The 18,751-nt window shown below is 43.1% G+C and carries 13 protein-coding genes; all 13 read right to left on the bottom strand.

The genetic code is table 11. The annotated features are described in order from the left end of the window. A complete protein-coding gene (gene gltB / locus IGI92_RS04570; RefSeq protein WP_430608188.1) occupies positions 1-4,506 on the bottom strand; it encodes a glutamate synthase large subunit in 4,506 nt (1,501 codons plus the stop codon). A 366-nt stretch (positions 4,507-4,872) separates the two neighbouring features. Beyond that, positions 4,873-7,668 carry an isoleucine--tRNA ligase gene (gene ileS / locus IGI92_RS04565; RefSeq protein WP_005237273.1) on the bottom strand — a complete coding sequence of 932 codons (2,796 nt, stop codon included), beginning with the start codon at positions 7,666-7,668 and terminating at the stop codon, positions 4,873-4,875. A gap of 582 nt (positions 7,669-8,250) precedes the next feature. Next, on the bottom strand, positions 8,251-9,006 hold the full coding sequence (locus tag IGI92_RS04560) for a DivIVA domain-containing protein (protein ID WP_005237274.1): 756 nt from the start codon (positions 9,004-9,006) through the stop codon (positions 8,251-8,253). A gap of 20 nt (positions 9,007-9,026) precedes the next feature. Further along, positions 9,027-9,809 carry an RNA-binding protein gene (locus tag IGI92_RS04555; protein WP_005237275.1) on the bottom strand — a complete coding sequence of 261 codons (783 nt, stop codon included), beginning with the start codon at positions 9,807-9,809 and terminating at the stop codon, positions 9,027-9,029. Positions 9,810-9,827: 18 nt separating this feature from the next. After that, a complete protein-coding gene (locus IGI92_RS04550; protein ID WP_005228822.1) occupies positions 9,828-10,091 on the bottom strand; it encodes a YggT family protein in 264 nt (87 codons plus the stop codon). Positions 10,092-10,117: 26 nt separating this feature from the next. After that, the gene (locus tag IGI92_RS04545) at positions 10,118-10,771 is read right to left on the bottom strand and encodes a cell division protein SepF (RefSeq protein ID WP_430608187.1); all 654 of its coding nucleotides are present in this window, start codon (positions 10,769-10,771) and stop codon (positions 10,118-10,120) included. Positions 10,772-10,787: 16 nt separating this feature from the next. Further along, positions 10,788-11,459 carry a YggS family pyridoxal phosphate-dependent enzyme gene (locus tag IGI92_RS04540; RefSeq protein WP_430608185.1) on the bottom strand — a complete coding sequence of 224 codons (672 nt, stop codon included), beginning with the start codon at positions 11,457-11,459 and terminating at the stop codon, positions 10,788-10,790. A 12-nt stretch (positions 11,460-11,471) separates the two neighbouring features. After that, complete coding sequence (ftsZ, locus tag IGI92_RS04535) at positions 11,472-12,716, bottom strand: cell division protein FtsZ (RefSeq protein WP_005237278.1); 1,245 nt, start codon at positions 12,714-12,716, stop codon at positions 11,472-11,474. 31 nt (positions 12,717-12,747) lie between these two features. Further along, positions 12,748-14,070, bottom strand: coding sequence for a cell division protein FtsA (gene ftsA / locus IGI92_RS04530; protein WP_005237279.1), 1,323 nt, complete (start codon positions 14,068-14,070; stop codon positions 12,748-12,750). 153 nt (positions 14,071-14,223) lie between these two features. Further along, positions 14,224-15,216, bottom strand: coding sequence for a cell division protein FtsQ/DivIB (locus tag IGI92_RS04525; protein WP_005237280.1), 993 nt, complete (start codon positions 15,214-15,216; stop codon positions 14,224-14,226). A gap of 86 nt (positions 15,217-15,302) precedes the next feature. Continuing rightward, the gene (gene murG, locus IGI92_RS04520) at positions 15,303-16,397 is read right to left on the bottom strand and encodes an undecaprenyldiphospho-muramoylpentapeptide beta-N-acetylglucosaminyltransferase (protein WP_005237281.1); all 1,095 of its coding nucleotides are present in this window, start codon (positions 16,395-16,397) and stop codon (positions 15,303-15,305) included. A 15-nt stretch (positions 16,398-16,412) separates the two neighbouring features. Next, positions 16,413-17,771: a UDP-N-acetylmuramoyl-L-alanine--D-glutamate ligase gene (gene murD, locus IGI92_RS04515; RefSeq protein WP_042890037.1), complete on the bottom strand. Its 1,359-nt coding sequence runs from the start codon at positions 17,769-17,771 to the stop codon at positions 16,413-16,415. 12 nt (positions 17,772-17,783) lie between these two features. Further along, a complete protein-coding gene (gene mraY / locus IGI92_RS04510) occupies positions 17,784-18,746 on the bottom strand; it encodes a phospho-N-acetylmuramoyl-pentapeptide-transferase (protein WP_005237283.1) in 963 nt (320 codons plus the stop codon). Between the last annotated feature and the right edge of the window lie 5 nt (positions 18,747-18,751).

The following is an 18,751-nucleotide window of genomic DNA, read 5'->3' as shown; positions in this document are numbered from 1 at the left end:
TTAGTCGCGCTCCTTTCCTGGAATAGTCAATTGTGGACCGACGACGGCTTCGAAAGCTTTCGTCACAAGTTCCTCCCCGATAAATCCTTGCTCAGCCAAAGTCTCCGTTGCTTGGATCATCTGATGGTACTCTGTCGGATAGACTTTGATGAAAAGTTGCTGCTGATTTTCCCAATCTTCTAGGATCTCAGCCGCCTTCAATGAATCTGTATAGGCAAAATGCTGCTGGATCATCTCCTTCAGCTGATGGTCATCGCCACTTTCGCCAATCCGGTACAAATCAACCATTTCCCGATTGCATTTTTCTGCAAAAGTTTGATCAGGGTCATAGACGTATGCCACGCCACCGGACATTCCGGCACCGAAGTTGCGGCCGGTTTTTCCTAAAATCACCACGACGCCGCCAGTCATGTACTCACAGCCATGGTCACCAACGCCTTCGACAACGACTTTGGCTCCACTATTACGGACGCAAAAGCGTTCGCCAGCAATGCCGCGGAAATAGCCTTCACCCCGATTCGCCCCAAAACAAGCAACGTTACCGACAATCGGTGAATGCTCTGCATCGTAAGCAGCATCTTCAGGCGGCACAATGATCAAACGGGCACCACTCAGTCCTTTGGCTACATAATCGTTGGCCTCGCCAATCAGTTTCAACTGGATGCCCTGGGTGGCAAACGCCCCAAAACTTTGTCCAGCAATGCCGCGGTACGTAAACTGCAACAAACCTGGCGTTACTTCGTAATTGCCAAAGCGTTCTGCGATCCAGCCCCCTAAACGAGCGCCGACTGAACGTTGAACATTATTGATCGTATGATTCATAACGATTTCTTGATTATTGTCGATAGCTGCTTGGGCAAAAGCGTCTAATTCTGGCCACTGTCGTTTCTCAAGGAATGGGTCCGTCACTTTGCGCTCGATTGGGATCGTCGTCCCAATCATTCTAGAAAAGTCTAACGACTTTGCTTTGCCTTTGGCAACGAAGCGTGGTGTCAACACTTCCGCGTGTCCTACCATCTCATCAATCGTGCGAAACCCTAGCTCGGCCATTGTTTCCCGTAAATCTTCTGCTAAAAAGTACATCGTATTGATGATGTGCTCAGGTTTCCCTGCGAAAAATTTGCGCAACGCTGGATTTTGCGTAGCAATGCCGACAGGACATGTATTGATACTGCAAACCCGCATCATGACACAACCAATCGCAACTAGCGCTAAAGAGGCAAAGCTATATTCTTCTGCTCCTAAAAGAGCAGCAATGGCGATGTCTCGACCCGTCATTAATTTTCCATCTGTCTCTAAGGTCATTCGCTGCCGCAAATGATTCATAGCTAACGTTTGATGGGCTTCTGCAAGCCCCATCTCCCAAGGCAAGCCAGCATCACGAATCGAATTTCTCGGAGAAGCACCGGTCCCACCGTCATAGCCTGAGATCACGACTACGTCTGCGCCGGCTTTGACGACACCGGTAGCGATCGTACCCACGCCCGTACTAGAAACCAATTTGACATTGATCCGTGCATAGGGATTGATTGCCTTTAAGTCATAGATCAGCTGGGCTAAGTCTTCAATCGAATAAATGTCGTGATGTGGTGGCGGCGAAATCAATCGGACCCCAGGTGTTGAGCCACGAATCTCAGCGACCCACGGGAAGACTTTGTTGCCTGGCAATTGCCCCCCTTCACCAGGTTTCGCCCCTTGCGCCATTTTGATCTGGAGTTCGTCCGCACTCATTAAATATTCGGCGTTGACACCAAAACGGCCAGAAGCTACTTGTTTGATGCGACTATTATAATTAATGCCATTCACTGGTTTGAAACGATTTCGGTTTTCTCCACCTTCTCCACTGTTGGATTTTGCCCCGATCGCATTCATTCCTTCAGCAATACAGCGATGTGCCTCTTCACTTAGAGAGCCGTAAGACATCGCACCGACTTTAAATCGTTTGACGATCGTTTCAACTGGCTCCACCTCAGCTAATGGAATACTGCGTCTTGTGTTCGCAAAAGTCCACATAGAACGGAGGGTCGTTGGATTCTCTAACGCGTCTTGGTTCATCTCCGCCGCATATTCTTTATAAAGCGCATAGCTGCCGGTACGAACAGCTTTTTGAAATCCATAGATTGTTTTTGGATTGAACAGATGATGTTCCCCGTCAGCTTTGTATTGGAAACTACCACCCGAATCAAGATAATCCACGCGTTTCTCGCCATACGCCGCTTCATAACGCGTTAAGTATTCTTGCTCGATTTGCGCTAATGAAAGTCCACCGATACGAGTAACCGTGCCGGTAAAGTATTCGGAGATAACTTTCTCAGAGATACCAACAGCTTCAAACAATTGCGCCCCATGGTAACCGGCAATCGTTGAAATCCCCATTCGTGACATGATTTTGACAATGCCCTTTTCACATGCCTTACGGTAACTTTCGATCTTCTCTGAAAGCTCAAAATGTGCCAATGTCTGGTAAGCCCCATAAGGGTGGACCCCACTTACTCCGTAGCCGACTAACATGGCATAATGATGGACCTCACAGACTTCCGCAGTATCCGCAACGATTGATGCCAAGGAACGTTTGCCTTTTCGCACCAAGTAATTGTGCAGACCTGATACCGCCAAAAGGATCGGAATCGCCACTTTTCCTTCTTGCGCTTGGATGACTTCCCGATCACTTAAAATGACGATCGTTGCCCCAGAATCGATTTTTTGCTCCGTCTCTTTAAAAAGCGCTTCTAACGCTTGTTGCAAAGCTGCCCCGTTTTCTGGTACATAATCATAAAGAATCGACTGTAAAGCCGCTTTTTGACCATTTTGATCTAACTGTTTGATTTTTTCATATTCACTCGTTTTTAACACCGGACTAGCAATCTTCAGCTTATTACAATTGATTCGAATGTCCTTTGAAACATCCCCATCTCGACCTAAAAACAGCTCGGTACCGATCACTAATTTTTCGCGAATCGCATCAATGGGTGGATTGGTCACTTGGGCGAATTGTTGCTTGAAGTACGTAAACAAGGATTGGGGACGTTCGCTCAAAATAGCTAAGGGTGAATCAAACCCCATGGAGATCACTGGTTCTTCTCCCGTTTGAGCCATTGGTAAAATCAACGTGCGAATGATCTCATCCGTGTAACCATTTCGTTTCCAAAGGGTCTGGATCGCATCATCTGCTGTTTCCTCCTGCTTCTCAGTCTCAGGAAGCAGCTCTGGTGTCAATAAGTGATCCGCTAGCCACTCCTGGTAAGGATGGGCATTCGCATAATGCGCTTTGATTTCTTGATTGCGTAAGATCACCCCTTTTTTGGTATCCACCAAAAACATATTTGCTGGTCCAAGCACCCCTTTTTCAATCACTTCCGATGCTGGCAAATCGACAACACCTGACTCAGAGGCCACGACCACAAAACCAGTTTTCGTGATCGAGTAGCGAGATGGCCGTAACCCATTTCGATCGAGTGCAGCCCCTACCAAATCCCCATCGGTAAAACATAAAGCTGCCGGTCCATCCCAAGGAGCCATAAAGCTTGCGTTGTACTCATTAAAAGCTGTCAGCTCCGGCGACAATCCAGCTTCTTTGGACCACGCTTCTGGCACCATCATCAACAGTGCTTGAGGAATATCTCGCCCTTGACGGTACAAATATTCCATACAATTTTCTAGTTTCGCCGAATCAGAATTTTCATCATCATAGACTTCGATCTGATGTCCATGCATCCAATTTTCTGCCCCGCGTAACGTGTTGATTTCGCCATTATGGGCTAAGAAACGAAAAGGTTGCGCCCGACTCCAGCTTGGAAAGGTATTTGTCGAAAAACGAGAATGGGTCAATGCGATACAAGAGGTCATTTCTGGGCTTTGAAGATCTTTGAAAAATAAGCCAACTTGATAGGCATGCAGCATTCCTTTATAAACAACTGTCTTACTGGACAAGCTGCAGATAGACAACTCATCAGTATGATACGTTTTTTCCAGTTTACGTCGTAGCCGGTAAAGCTGATCTTCAAAGGGACGGCCAGCAGTTACATCGACAGGTTTTTCAATAAAGACTTGCACAAATGAGGGCATGACTTTTTGCGCCCCCGGTCCACACTGATAATAATCATAAGGCACATCCCGTTGCCATAAAACGGTAAAACCCATTTGTTGAATGTCTTTAGTTACTTCTTCTTGGACCTGTGCTGCTCGGAGCTTTTCTTTCGGTAAAAAAAACATCCCAACAGCATAGGCGCCTTTTTCAGGCAATGAGATTTCGGCCTCTTTTGCTCGCTGTTGAAAAAATGGGTCAGGCATTGCCATCAAAATTCCAGCTCCGTCACCTGTGTCAGGTTCAGCGCCAGTTCCCCCTCGGTGGTTCATCCGTTCTAACATTGTTAAGGCATTTTGCACAAGTTCTCGGGAATAGCGACCATCTTTTTGTGCAATAAACCCCATCCCACAAGCATCTTTTTCAAAAGCGGCATCGTACATCGTTTGGTTCGTTTTCCTCATCATCTCTAAATCACTCATGGAATCACACTTTCTTTCAATATTCTGAATATTCCGATTTTTAACAGTTTACAACCTGTTTTTCTATCTGGCAAGTTTTTTTTACTTGATCCGAGCTCGTTGGTTTCTTCTGTTGACAGTGAAATACTCTATCTCGAACAAACAATTGCCTACAGACCTTAAGGAAGAAACTTCGTCTAGTAAGGTTTTTTTATTATACAATAAACTGTCGAAAAATTATTGCAAACAAATGAGAATCGTTATCAATTGCCACCTATTTTCTCATATTCATGTCAGAAACGTGCGTTTTTCTCCCATTCTCAAGGAATAAGAATGAGCAAGCGCAAAAAAAGATGACCCGCAATGGGGTCATCTTTTTTCGTTCTTTTATTTTTCAAAGCCTTCTGCAACTGCTTCGGGATAGTTTTCTTTGACGATGGTTGCACAATGCCCACAAAGTGTTGGCAGTTGCTCTTCTACACCAACATCTACCCGGACTTGGCGACAACGTTCACATACTTCCCCTTCGGCTTTTTCAACTAAGATCGCCACATCCTCAAATTGATATGCCGCTTCAGGAGCTGCTTCACCGGCTTCTTTGATCGTTAAGAAGTCTGGTGAAATGATCAGCAGTTGTGCAATATCTGAATCGATAGCTTTTAGCAATGCCGCAACTGGCTCAGTTGGATAAACAGTGACTTTCGCTTCAAAGGACTTTCCGATCAATTTTGCATTACGCGCTTCTTCTAATGCTTTTAAGACATTGTCACGGAAATCAAGGAAGGCCCGCCAAAGATCGAGCAGTTCTTCTTGGTTAGCAAATGTATCATAGCCAGGGAACTCCGCTAACTGTACGTATTCCTCTTCTTCTTTCAAGTGTGACCAGATTTCTTCTGCGGTATGCGGAATGATCGGTGTCAATAATTTCGTCAATGCAACCGCTGTTTGATAAAAGACGGTTTGCATGGCACGGCGTTGGAAATCATTTTCAGCTTCGATATAAACGACATCTTTTGCAAAATCCAAATAGAAGGAAGACATATCGACTGTCAAGAAGTTGATGACTGTCCGGTAAATATGCAAGAAGTTATATTTTTCATAGCCATCTTCCCGAATCGTTTTGATGGTTTGATTCAAACGAACCATCATGTATTTATCGACAGAACGCAAGTTTTCAAAAGGTACGCTGTCTTTTGCTGGATCAAAATCACTCGTGTTCGCTAATAAGAAACGCATGGTATTGCGAATCTTCCGATAGACTTCTGACACTTGATTCAAGATATCCATAGACACTCGGACATCCGCTTCGTAGTCAACACTGCTGACCCAAAGACGCAAAATATCCGCACCCATTTGATTGATCACTTTTTCTGGTGCAATGGTATTACCAAGAGATTTACTCATCTTGCGACCTTCGCCATCTAAGGTGAAGCCTTGAGACAAGACGGCTTTATATGGTGCGACTTCATTGATCGCAACACTAGTCGTGATACTTGAGTTGAACCACCCACGATATTGGTCAGAACCTTCCAAGTACATGTCAGCTGGGAACGTCAATTCTGGACGTTGACGTAACACGGCTTCGTGAGAAGAACCTGAATCAAACCAAACATCCATGATGTCAGTCTCTTTCGAGAATTTGCCATTTGGTGAGCCCGGATGCGTGAAGCCAGCTGGCAGTAATTCTTCTGCTTCTTTTTCAAACCAAATCGTTGAACCATGTTCAGCAAACAAGTTTGCCACATGCTCGATCGTTTCAGGCGTAATGATGGCTTCGCCGTTTTCTGCATAAAAGATTGGCAACGGAACGCCCCACGCACGTTGACGAGAGATCACCCAGTCGCCGCGGTCGCGAATCATATTGTATAAACGAGTTTTGCCCCATGGAATGATCCAATCTACTTTTTCGATTTCATCCAAAATATTTTGGCGGAACTTATCAATAGACGCAAACCATTGTGGTGTTGCACGATAGATGACTGGTTTTTTCGTCCGCCAATCATGTGGATAGCTGTGAGTAAAGAAGTTTAGTTTTAGTAGGGCTCCTTTTTCTTCTAAAAGCTCAGTGATCATTGGATTGGCTTTGTCATAAAAGACCCCTTCAAATCCTGGTGCTTCTTCTGTGAAGACCCCACGGCTATCGACTGGTGATAAGACATCTAGACCATATTTTTTGCTGACGATGTAGTCATCTTCCCCGTGTCCTGGTGCAGTGTGGACCAAACCAGTACCGGCATCCAATGTCACATGGTCCCCTAACATCAATAGAGACGTACGATCATAAAAAGGATGTTTTGCCGTCATTTTTTCCAATTGATCGCCAGCCAATTCTTGTAATACTTCGACAGATTCCCAACCGATCTCATTCGTCACGGTTTCTAATAAATCTTTTGCCACGACGAATTTGCGGCCATCGGCCAAGATTTGAACATAGGCAAAGGTTGGATTCACAGAGATTCCTAGATTCGCTGGTAAGGTCCATGGCGTCGTCGTCCAGATAACAAAAGATGTATCTGAATCAAGCAAATCTTTGCCATCTGCTACTGGGAAAGCCACATAGATCGATGGTGATTTCACATCTTTGTATTCGATCTCAGCTTCTGCTAATGATGATTCACTAGATGGTGACCAGTAAATTGGTTTCAATCCTTTGTAGATGTATCCTTTTTCTGCCATTTTTCCGAACACGCGGATTTCTGCTGCTTCATAGTCTGGTGTCAATGTGATATATGGATGATCCCAGTCACCAGAAACGCCTAAACGTTTGAAATCAGCTCTTTGTGTATCCACTTGTGTCAAAGCATATTCTTCACATTTTTTCCGATATTCTGCCAAGCTCATTTCTTTTCGCTTGATTCCTTTATTGGTCAGTACTTGTTCGATCGGCAAACCATGAGTATCCCAACCAGGTACATAAGGTGAACGGAAACCTGACATCGATTTGGAACGTACGATGATGTCTTTACTGATTTTGTTCAATGAGTGTCCAATATGGATGTTTCCATTTGCGTAGGGAGGGCCATCGTGTAAGACAAAGGTTGGCTTGCCTTCATTTAATTCTTGACGACGTTGATACAATTGATTTTCTTCCCATTCTTTTTGCCAATCCACTTCGCGGTTCGGCAAGTTGCCTCGCATTGGAAAAGCGGTTTTTCCAAGATGCAGTGTTTCTTTCATTTTCATTCTTGTTTCGCTCCTTTTCGTCTCTCAACGTTTTGGTATAGTTTCAAAATCCATCGACTCGATCAACCGATTGCTTCTATTGACGTATCAAAATGGATAGGTTGCCATGACTTCCTTGTGTTTAGGTCTCACTGATTTTTAAAAATCAATCCTAGTGATTCCTCGTTTGGTTACTACGATCCCGGCAGTCGCCTAGTACTGTTCATCATCTGCTCTGTTCCGCTTTGCGGACCAATCCTAGTGATTCCTAGTAAGGTTACTACGCTCCCGGCGGTCGCCTAGTACTGTTCATCATCTATTCTGTCTTGCTTCGCAAGCCAATCATAGTGATTCACAGCAAAAAACACGTCCGTCCCTGGTAAGGGACGAACGTGTTCGTGGTACCACCCAAATTTTATTGTCGGTTGACAATTCTTTGATGATCGGTAACGGGATCAGGCGTCGTTCTCTACTCGAGTCTTTGAAAAGTCAGCTCTTTCAAGAACGCAACTCACAGATGATCTGATTTCTTACAGGGTTTTATTTGGCTTCCACTCTCCCAAACTCGCTTGAAAAATATAAGAAATTTTTCTGTTCTGTGTCTTAGTTATTATCTGTCTTGTTCAATTCGTCTAATAAGTTTCTCGCATCATCTAATGTTTTCACTTCAGGGCTTTCACTTACATCAACGATTTTTTCATCTGATTCAACAATGTCCACATCAAATGTTTCCACTGCTTCTGAGTTTACTCCAGAACCATTTTCACTGTCAAGTTCTTTTGACAAAACTTCTCTGATCACTTGGTGGGAATCTTGTACATAGCTTGAAAATGGCGCCAAAATTTCTTCCCACTCAGGACTCTTCACTTGTTCTAATTGCGTTTGCAACATAACTAATAAGTTGTTATGGAAGACTCTGGTTTTCTTCTTCAAGTCATTTGTTTCTGTCGCCAATTGACGGGCATTGTCGGTTGCATCCGTCAAAATCTCTTTGGCTTTTTCTTCCGCTGAGGTCATCAAGGCATGCGCATGTTTTTCTGCAGTAGCAACCATTTCATCCGCACGGTTTTGAGCAGAAGTAACGATTACTTCTGATTCTTTGCTTGCGCTTGTTTTTACTTTATCCGCCGTATCTTGAGCCACGATAATGGATTGATTCAAGGCATCTTTCAATTCATTGAAATATTCAAGTTTTTCTTCTGCGTGTTTCAACGATTTTTCTAACTCACGATTGCGTTGAACGGCTTCTTCATAATCACGAACGATCATATCCAAGAAGTCATCGACTTCATCTTGGTTGTAGCCTCTCATTTTTACTGAAAAGTTTTTATTTTGAATGTCTAATGGAGTTAATGCCATATTCTATACACCTCTTTGATTTATTTACGTAATACACCTAATAACAATCTAACTTTTTCTTTTTTCGTGGTTCCTTCTAACCCCTGTATTTGAATCCGACCAAATCCTCTTACCGAAATGATATCCAGTAAATCCAGAACAAAATCTGGTCGTAATGCTTCTGTCCAGTTTACTTTTACTTTTCCCGATTCGATCAACTGTTTCGAACGTTGGCGTGAGATGTTGTACACGGCGGAGATCACTGTATCAAGACGCAATGAGCTAACCGTTTCTCTTTCCTCGGTCCAGCCATCTTTAGGCACGATCAAATCGGTATATTTTGTTTCTTCCAATCGAACGGATACGTTGCCGATTTTATCCACTTGGAGTTGAATAAAATGACTGACTTCAGTGGCAACGAATACTTGCCATATTTCACCATCGGAAAGAATGTCTCCAAAGTATTCCCTCTTGACTCCAGTCCCCATTAATGTGCCTAAAACTTTTCCATGACTCAACACCGTAAATTTTTTCGGGTATTGAATCGTAAATAAAGTCATGTCAAACTCATCGGTGGTGGGCTCATAGTAATCGGGATAAATCAAACAACGTCGTCTCTCAGCAGCTTCATATCCACCAAAAAAGCGGAAACTTAAATCCGTTGATTGACGAATCAAACTTTCTAAGATATACGCTTGTCTCGGATCTAAAAAATCAGTCAAGTAAGGCGCATACTGCATTTGCACTTGTTCGATCCATCCTTGAGCGGAATCAATAAAAGGGCGTTCATCGTTTCGAAAATGTTGATAGACATTTGCGTTCACCGATAACCACCCCTTACGTTAAAATAAAATTGATTGTAGGATCAATATCAATGCTTGTGATGCTAGCTGTAAGACAATAATTGCAAATGCAATCGTAAAATCGATACCAGCAAAACTTAATTTCAATCGATCAAATAAACTCAAATACGGTTCACACACTTTTGCTAAGAAACGGCCAAAAGCGGACTGATACCCTCCTGGAAACCAAGACAAAAGTGCATAGATCACTAATAAAATGGTATACAGATAAACAGCATCACTCAGTAATTTAACGAATCTCAAGAATAAAATTGGCGTTCCTCCTCACTTTAGATATCAAAAAAATTGGTATCTGCTAATGTTTGGGCAGTGCCTTCAATTTCCATACCCTTAGGCGTGCAAAGAAAAATTTCATCGCCAACACGCTTGATATCACCATCTTCAGCGTACACTGTTCCTGTTAAAAAATCAACTATTCGACGAGCTTGGTACTCTTCAATTAAATGAAAATTAACAAGTACAGCATCTCCATTGATGACTTGCTTCGCAATCCCCATAGCTTCTGAATAAACGCGTGGTGCTACGATCGTTATTTTTCCAGCCATTTGTGGAGAAGTTTCTTTTGCTTTTGTGTCTTTGACTCTCGTATTAGTTCTTTGTTGCGCCATTGGAACGACTTTTTCTTCCGTCTTAGGCACCGATCTTACTCGTTCAGCCGCCGCTGAGGATTGTTGATAGGTAGCAGTTTGAGGCTGCTGTCTGTATTGATAGGCTTGATTTTGTGGTTGACTTGTTGTATAAGAAGCCGCTTGGCTAGAAGCACGCGTACTCGCTGTTGTTCTAGGGGCGGTATAAGCTCCTCCTTGGTTCACAGCTGGTTTCGCTACCGTGCGTGCCGGTTCTTCAGTGGCAAATGTTTCTTCATAATAATCTTCTTCGTCAGTCAATCCAAAAAAATTGGTCAGTTTCTCTTTGAGCGACATCGGTCAACCTCCTTTTTTATTGAAATAATGCTGTTCCTACACGAATAAATGTTGCGCCTTCTTGAATCGCAATGGGAAAGTCATTACTCATTCCCATACTCGTTTCTAAGCAAGGGGCATGTGTAAGATGCAGGTCAGCGATCTGTTGTTGAATCCTTTTTAATTCTTTGAAAATCTGATGTTGCTCGTCTTTGGAAGCAGTGAGCGGGGCCATCGTCATCAATCCAACAACACGAATTTTGTCGAACGAAGCGAGTGCTTCAATAAAAGCCTCCACCTCTTCTACGAAAATCCCTTGTTTCGTTGCTTCCTGCGAAACATTCACTTCCACAAAGCAGTTGATCGGATGCTCTGCTCGTTTTTGAATTTCTTGTGCCAGTTTGATTGAATCCAACGCATGAAAAAAATCAATCTCATTTATAACTGATTTTACCTTTCTGCGCTGTAAATTACCAATAAAATGCCAACGGACATCTGGGTAATCAGTTAATGCTGCCTTTTTTTCAAGTAGCTTTTCTACTCGATTTTCTGCACAATCACGCACACCATTTTCTAGAAGTTCTCTTGTCGTTTCTGTATCGACGGATTTTGTCACAGCTGTCAAACAGACCTCACTGGCATTTCTAGAAACAAGAGCACAGGAGTCCTGTATCTCTTGCTGGATCTTGTGCAAGTTCTCAGAAATCATGTGCTCTGCCCCCTAGCGTTTACGACGGAAAAATGGTGGTGTGCTTAATTCGTCGTCATCATTCGAGCGTACTTCATCACGGCTGAAGGTGTCGAATTCTTTCTTTTCTACATTTTCAAATGTGTTTTCTTCTACTTTAGGTCGTACATTTTGTTCTTTACGGATATCCCAATCACCAAAACCATTGCTTTCTTCTGCTTGTGCTGGACGCGCTTGGTCCATATCTAAGGTTGGTTTTTGTGGGATAGAATGAATTTGGCTTTGACTTTGTCTGCTAGAGCGAGACCCACGTTCTTTTTTAGAAGGGTCAATGCCGGTTGCAATGACAGTCACACGGATTTCATCGCCTAAGTCTTCATTGATTGATGTACCTAAAATAATATTTACATCACCTGTTGCCGCATGAGCGACGATATCAGAAGCATCTTGTGCTTCAAATAAAGTCATATCCAATCCGCCAGTGATGTTCAATAGCACTTGTTCAGCACCATCGATCGATGTTTCTAGCAATGGTGAAGAGATTGCTTTTTTCGTTGCTTCGATCACGCGTTCTTCGCCGCTAGCAACGCCGATTCCCATCAAAGCGGTGCCTTGATTTTCCATCACTGTTTTCACATCAGCGAAGTCTAAGTTGACATAGCCAGGTGCAGTGATCAAGTCTGAGATCCCTTGAACCCCTTGACGCAAGACATTGTCTGCTTCACGGAATGCTTCAAGCATTGGCGTTTTCTTGTCAACAACTTCTAACAAACGGTTGTTTGAGATGATCAATAAGGTATCGACATTCTCTTTTAATTTAGCGATTCCTTCAGCAGCAAAACGGCCGCGTTTTGGTCCTTCAAATGTAAACGGACGAGTAACGACGCCGACTGTCAATGCGCCGATTTCTTTGGCAATTTTAGCTACGATCGGTGCAGCACCGGTCCCGGTTCCGCCACCCATACCAGCGGTAATGAAAATCATATCCGCGCCTTCTAATGATTCACGAATAGAATCTTCACTTTCTTCTGCTGCTTTTTGACCAACTTCTGGTTGTGAACCAGCACCAAGACCACGGGTATATTTAGGGCCTAATTGAATGACTGTTTCTGCTTTTGAATTTTTTAATGCTTGAACGTCAGTGTTGGCTGCAATAAATTCTACGCCTTTGACATTTTCTTCGATCATACGATTTACTGCGTTGCCGCCACCACCGCCGACTCCGATGACTTTGATCACAGCGCCGTCATTGATGTTATTATCAATTGAAAATTCCATAGTTTATCTTCCTCCTGAGAATCGTTTTAGATTATTCAAAGATATTTGAGAAGAAATCTTTTACTCGGTTTGTGATCGACTCACCTTTTTTCTCTTCTTCTGTTTCTTCATAAGTTTCTTCTGGAGCTTCATATTGTTCGTAATGCACTTCTTGTTGTTGAATGGCAACGGGCTGTTGCGCGACTGTTTTTTCACCAGTGATCGCACTTTTGGCAAGCTGATAGACTTCGCTTAAGTTTGCTGAATAGTCAACGATACTGATTACATTGGTGAATACAGGATTTCTAAGTCCCATATGATTAGGAACGTAAAGCTTAACGTTTGTTTCGAATACTTCTTGAGCCAAATCTACGACACCCGGCAGGCTTGCAGCACCACCAGTCAAAATCACGCCACCTGGCAAATCAAGTCCATCAATTTCATCTAAGACTTCTTTTGATTTGGTAAAAATCTGTTCCATACGTGCTTCGATGATTTCTGACAAATAGCGTTCATCGATCTTCACAGGTTCTGATTTCCCAATCACATCCACTGGAAATTCTTCACTAGCGGACGTCCGTTCAGGATACGCATCCCCATAATTGATTTTTAACGCTTCTGCATTGTTGAAGGAGGTATTTAAAACTGTCGAAATGTCTTTTGTGACAAATTCGCCACCCTCTTGGTTCACATGGGTAAATTTCAATTGCTTGTCGTGCATCGCTGATGTCGTCGTTTGGCCGCCGCCGATGTCGATAACGATCGTACCAAAATCTTTTTCACCATCAGATAAAATCGATTCTGTCAGTGCTAATGGCGTAATGACTACTTCATTAACGATCAGACCAGATTTTTCCACACATTTACGAATGTTGTGAATGATGGTTTTTGGACCTGTATAAACCACACCAAACATCTCTAGGCGAACACCGATCATGCCACGAGGATCTTTGATCCCTTCAAAACCATCCACTGTAAATTCTTGCGGTAAGATAGCAATGATCTGTCTTTCAGGAGGGGTTGAACGTACAAGTGCTGCGGAAGCAACATTGCGGACGTCTTCGTCGGTGATCTCTTTTGATTCACTGTTGACAGCGATCATCCCTTGACAATTTTCCACTTCAAGAAGATTGGCTGGTACACCAACACTTACACTGCGAATTTGAATTCCTGCTTTTTCTTCTGCTTGTCTTACTGCTCTTTGAATGGCTTGTACCGTTTTATCGATATCTACAATGATGCCACGGTTGATTCCTTCTGATTTTGCATTTCCTACACCAATGATATTCATTTGGCTGTCAACGTATTCGGCTACTACAACTTTTACAGATGTCGTGCCGATATCAAGGCCAACATACATTCCCGTTTTTGCCATGGATGGGGTTCCCTCCTACTTAAATTGGATATATAGCGAACCATCACAGTCCGTTTTTAGAGTTCATTCGAATAATTTGTTCACTGTTACCAATTCTACCATATAATGGCGCTTTTTAGAAACAAGTTAATGAAAAAAACTCTTGAATTTTTCCTAAGAATCACTATCAGCTGTTTGATTTTCGTCTGCATCGTCTTCTTGTGTATTTGAAATTGGATAAGTAAAGATCCCAACTTCCATATCCACAATACTGTCCTCGGTCAAATCTTTGGCAATTTGCGGATAATACTGCATTTGACTCACCATATTTGAGATATTGACAATCACTTGATTGCCATCATTCATAAAGAGAGTTAACAGTTCATCATTGCTGTCACGGGGGGTGTATTTGATTTGAGAAATGCCATCTCGAATTTCTGAACTTAATTCTTGATAGGCACTGAGTGTCGCCTTGATTTTGTCTTCAGCCGAAAAATTTTCTAAAACCGGCAATCCTTCCTCTGGCTGCTCACTGATATCATCCAAAACAGCGCCATTTTCCAAAACTGGTGCATAGCCGCCATCTTTGGCTAATAAAGCCACTTCCTGGAATTCAGTGACAGTGATATCAAAACGATTAATACCAGATAAAGAAATAGAAGCATTTTTTATGCGCGGCAATTCTTTTTTGATTGCTGCTACACTCTGATTCCGTTCAAAAAATTGCGGCCACATCTCTTCATTGACGGCTAGGTCAGAATTTTTGAGAATCGCTTCTGCGGATACTTCTTGATTGCCTTTGACCACCACATTAGCCAAACGACTAAGCGGCGAAACAAAATACAAAACAATCAGCAAAGGAATCATCAGTAAACCGATAATCAGCGCTAAACGGCGAATCAATACTTGATTGCGGTACGCCTTTAGATTAGGTAGCCGGTCAGCAAAGGAGCGAGCCTTTTTTTCTGGCTCAGGCAGCTCTTCTTTCCCAGCGTCGGTTTCTTCTATCGCTTGTTCTGCTTCAAAAAGTGCTTCTTCTGCCAACTCCTCTTCATCTTCATGCGCTTCTTTCATGTCTTCTGTTTCTTCAGAAGCGGGTGAAGACCAAGCTGGCTGATTGCCTTTTTCTTGCAAATATTTTAGATTTTCTTTTTGCCAAGGGGTCAACTCTTCCGTTGACGAGGGGGTTTGATCATCATGAGGTGTTTTGTCTTTACTAATGATAATCGCTCCTTTCTATCCCACACATTGTACTATTTGATTACCTCTTGCACAAGTCGAAATAATCGTTCCGAGGCATCGCTGATCCCTTGTTCTTTTGATGCTTTGGCCATCTTACTACGAAGGGCTTCATCTTGCATGATACTATCTACTGCTTCCACGAGGTTTTGGCTGTTTAGTTCATGATCGGCAATCATTTTGACTGCTCCTGCATTGGCTAAACTTTGGGCGTTCTTTGTTTGATGGTCATTAGTCACATAAGGGCTAGGAATCAGAATTGCTGGAATCCCTAATGCCGTAAATTCGGCAATCGATGTGGCGCCTGCTCGTCCAATCAACAAATCACTATTTGCCATCACTTCTGCCATTTGATCGATATAGGGACGAATACTGATATTAGGGAAAGCATCTTTTGACATCCCGATTTTTTCTTCGATCTCTTTGTAATACCTTTCGCCAGATGCATAAAGTAACTGATACTCTTTTTGAGCAAAAAGCGGCAGCGCATCAATGATCGCTTGGTTGATTTTCAGAGCTCCTTGACTCCCACCAAAAACCAAAACCGTTTTTTTCGCCGGATTTAAATCGTAAGAAGACAAAATCGTCGACTTTTGACTATTCCGTACTTCTTGACCCCTGGGATTGCCCACAAGCACCGTTTTCTTCGCTGGAAAGTATTGAGAAGCATCGTGAAAAGCAATGGCGATTTTATCCACATACTTGGTTAGAAACTTATTGGTGATTCCAGGAACACTATTTTGTTCATGAATAATGGTAGGTATTTTCAACTTCGCTGCAGCAAAGACCACGGCGCCAGAAACATAGCCGCCGGTGCCAATCACCACATCCGGTTGAAACTCCTTGATGATTTTCTTTGCTGCATAATAGCTTTTCATGAAAAGCTGGATCGTTTTTACGTTATCAAAAGACAGCTTACGCTTAAAGCCTTGAATCTCTAACGTTTTAAAAGGAATACCTGTTGGAGGGACGATTTTATTCTCCAAGCCCCTTGTTGCACCAATGTATAAAAATTCGGCTGTCGGGTCAATCTCTTTTACGTAATCGACAAAAGACAACGCTGGATAGATGTGGCCGCCAGTACCGCCGCCAGTCACAAGTATTTTCATGTCCTTCACTCATTTCTATTTAAGTTCTGCTACTGCCGCCATAAATTTGTCGCCGCGAACTTCAAAATTAGGGTATTGATCCCAACTTGCATTCGCCGGTGACAATAGAATCGTATCTCCAGCAGCACTTAAAGAAAAGGCAACTGGGACGGCGGTTTCAACATTGTCTGTCATTTCAATCGTTTTTACGCCAGCTGCTTGAGCGGCTGCGGCTAATTTTTCTTTTGTTTCTCCAAACACTACGATAGCTTTGAGTCCTTTTAGTGCTGGAACCAACTCATCAAAACTGTTGCCACGGTCCAAGCCGCCTGCCAATAAGACCAATTTCTCATTGTCAAAACCGCCTAAGGCCATTTCTGTTGCTAAGATGTTGGTTGCTTTGGAATCATTGAAAAATTTCACCTGATTGATGGTGGTGACATACTGGGTCCGATGAGGTACCCCAGTGAATGTTTGCAACGCTTGTTTGATTGCTTCGTTTGGCATATTGCAAAGTTTTCCAACAGCGATCGCCGCTAAGGCATTTTCAATATTGTGTGCCCCTGGTACGCCAAGTTCCTCCGCTGCCATAATTGCTTCTTCTTTATAGTAGAGCATCCCATCAAGCATATATGCTCCTGCTACTTTTTCCTTGGTGGAAAAAGGAATGATTTTCGCCTTTGATTTGGCCGACAGTGCTTCTAGTTCCGGTTGGTTCCAGTTGATCACTAAATAATCGTCAGCGGTCATTCGTTGTTGCAAGCGCCATTTTGCTAAGACATATTCCGGGCGACTACCATGGTAATCGATATGGGCTTCATATATATTCGTGATGACAGCGATTTTCGGCCGTAAGGTATCGATTCCCATCAATTGGAAACTTGAAAGCTCCATCACCAAGCGATCTTCAGGCTTAGCTGTTTGAGCAACGGAACTTGCAGGAAACCCGATATTTCCAGAAAGCAATGCCTGTCCTTTTTCCATTCCAGCATTCAAGACATTGGCGATCATAGTCGTTGTGGTGGTTTTTCCATTCGTACCAGTAATACCGATAATCGGTGCTTCAGAGATTTGATATGCTAGTTCCACTTCCGTGATCACAGGAATTTTTTTCTCTAAAGCTTTTTGAACAAGAGGTTGTGAATAGGGGATCCCTGGATTTTTAACGACTAGCGAAAATCCTTCATCCAATAATTCAATCGGGTGGCTGCCAGTGATCACTTTGACCCCTAAAGCCAAAAGATCTTGTGCTTCTGGATTTTCAGCAAATGGCTTTCCGTCATTAACGGTCACAAGTGCGCCCAAATCATGTAACAATTTGGCCGCACTGAATCCACTACGCGCTAATCCTAGCACAAGAACTTTTTTATTTTGATATGTTGTAATTTTTTTCATTTTCTTCATCTCCTACCATACAAGGGCTATTGTGAGCAACGAGCAACCTAACGCGATACACCAAAACACAGTGTCGATCTTCCACTCAGACCATCCGCTCATTTCAAAATGATGATGGATGGGTGACATCTTGAAGATTCGTTTGCCTGTTAATTTGAATGAGGCAACTTGCAGCATCACGCTTGCTGTTTCACAAACATAGACCAGTCCGACAAGCAATAGGGTCCATTCTTGGTGTAAAAGAATCGAGATAGCTGCCAGCAGACCGCCTAAAGCCAGTGAGCCGACATCCCCCATAAAGATTTTTGCCGGTTTGCGATTGTAGGGAAAGAAGCCGATCAATCCGCCGATGATCGCAAGACAAACGATTAACACATCGATTTGATCTTGTCGCCAAGCAATCAGTGCGTAAGTTGAAAAAGAAATCGTGCCCAGTCCTGCGACTAGCCCATCGATACCGTCCGTCAAGTTGACTGCATTTGAAAAACCAACAAGCCAAAAAATGACGAACAAGCCATAAAAAATCGATAGCGACACGTCTATCCCAAAGAAATTCAGTACATCCGCATTGCCTTCGGATCGGAAAACAAAGTAAAAGACGAGTCCGCCTAAAATCTGTCCAATCAGCTTTTGCAACGAGTTCAGCCCCATATTTCGTTTGCGGAAAATCTTGATGAAGTCATCAAGAAATCCTAATGCACCATAAACCAAGGTAATGAACAAAAGAATGAACAATGAAGCAGTCAATTGATTTTGCCATGCTCCTACCCAGATGGCAGTGATCATTGCAGAAATCAAAAATACAAACCCACCCATCGTTGGTGTACCGGCCTTTACATTGTGCCATTTGGGGCCGTCACCACGTATTTCCTGTCCGTATTTCTTCATTTGAAAATAGCCGATAAACAAAGGCATTGTGGCTGTTACGATCGCAAAGCCACTTGCCAAAGGTAATATCATCTCTGTCCATTCCATATTGT

Source organism: Enterococcus sp. DIV2379 (assembly GCF_050542965.1).
Lineage (GTDB): Bacteria > Bacillota > Bacilli > Lactobacillales > Enterococcaceae > Enterococcus_D > Enterococcus_D entomosocium.
This window is presented reverse-complemented; position numbering and strand designations above follow the sequence as displayed.

Bases quoted from the DNA above. Each gene is read 5' to 3' on its own strand.
- gltB (WP_430608188.1), bottom strand. From the start codon at position 4,506: ATGAGTGATTTAGAGATGATGAGGAAAACGAACCAAACGATGTACGAT.
- ileS (WP_005237273.1), bottom strand. From the start codon at position 7,668: ATGAAAATGAAAGAAACACTGCATCTTGGAAAAACCGCTTTTCCAATG.
- IGI92_RS04560 (WP_005237274.1), bottom strand. From the start codon at position 9,006: ATGGCATTAACTCCATTAGACATTCAAAATAAAAACTTTTCAGTAAAA.
- IGI92_RS04545 (WP_430608187.1), bottom strand. From the start codon at position 10,771: ATGTCGCTCAAAGAGAAACTGACCAATTTTTTTGGATTGACTGACGAA.
- IGI92_RS04540 (WP_430608185.1), bottom strand. From the start codon at position 11,459: ATGATTTCTGAGAACTTGCACAAGATCCAGCAAGAGATACAGGACTCC.
- ftsZ (WP_005237278.1), bottom strand. From the start codon at position 12,716: ATGGAATTTTCAATTGATAATAACATCAATGACGGCGCTGTGATCAAA.
- ftsA (WP_005237279.1), bottom strand. From the start codon at position 14,070: ATGGCAAAAACGGGAATGTATGTTGGCCTTGATATCGGCACGACATCT.
- murG (WP_005237281.1), bottom strand. From the start codon at position 16,397: ATGAAAATACTTGTGACTGGCGGCGGTACTGGCGGCCACATCTATCCA.
- murD (WP_042890037.1), bottom strand. From the start codon at position 17,771: ATGAAAAAAATTACAACATATCAAAATAAAAAAGTTCTTGTGCTAGGA.
- mraY (WP_005237283.1), bottom strand. From the start codon at position 18,746: ATGGAATGGACAGAGATGATATTACCTTTGGCAAGTGGCTTTGCGATC.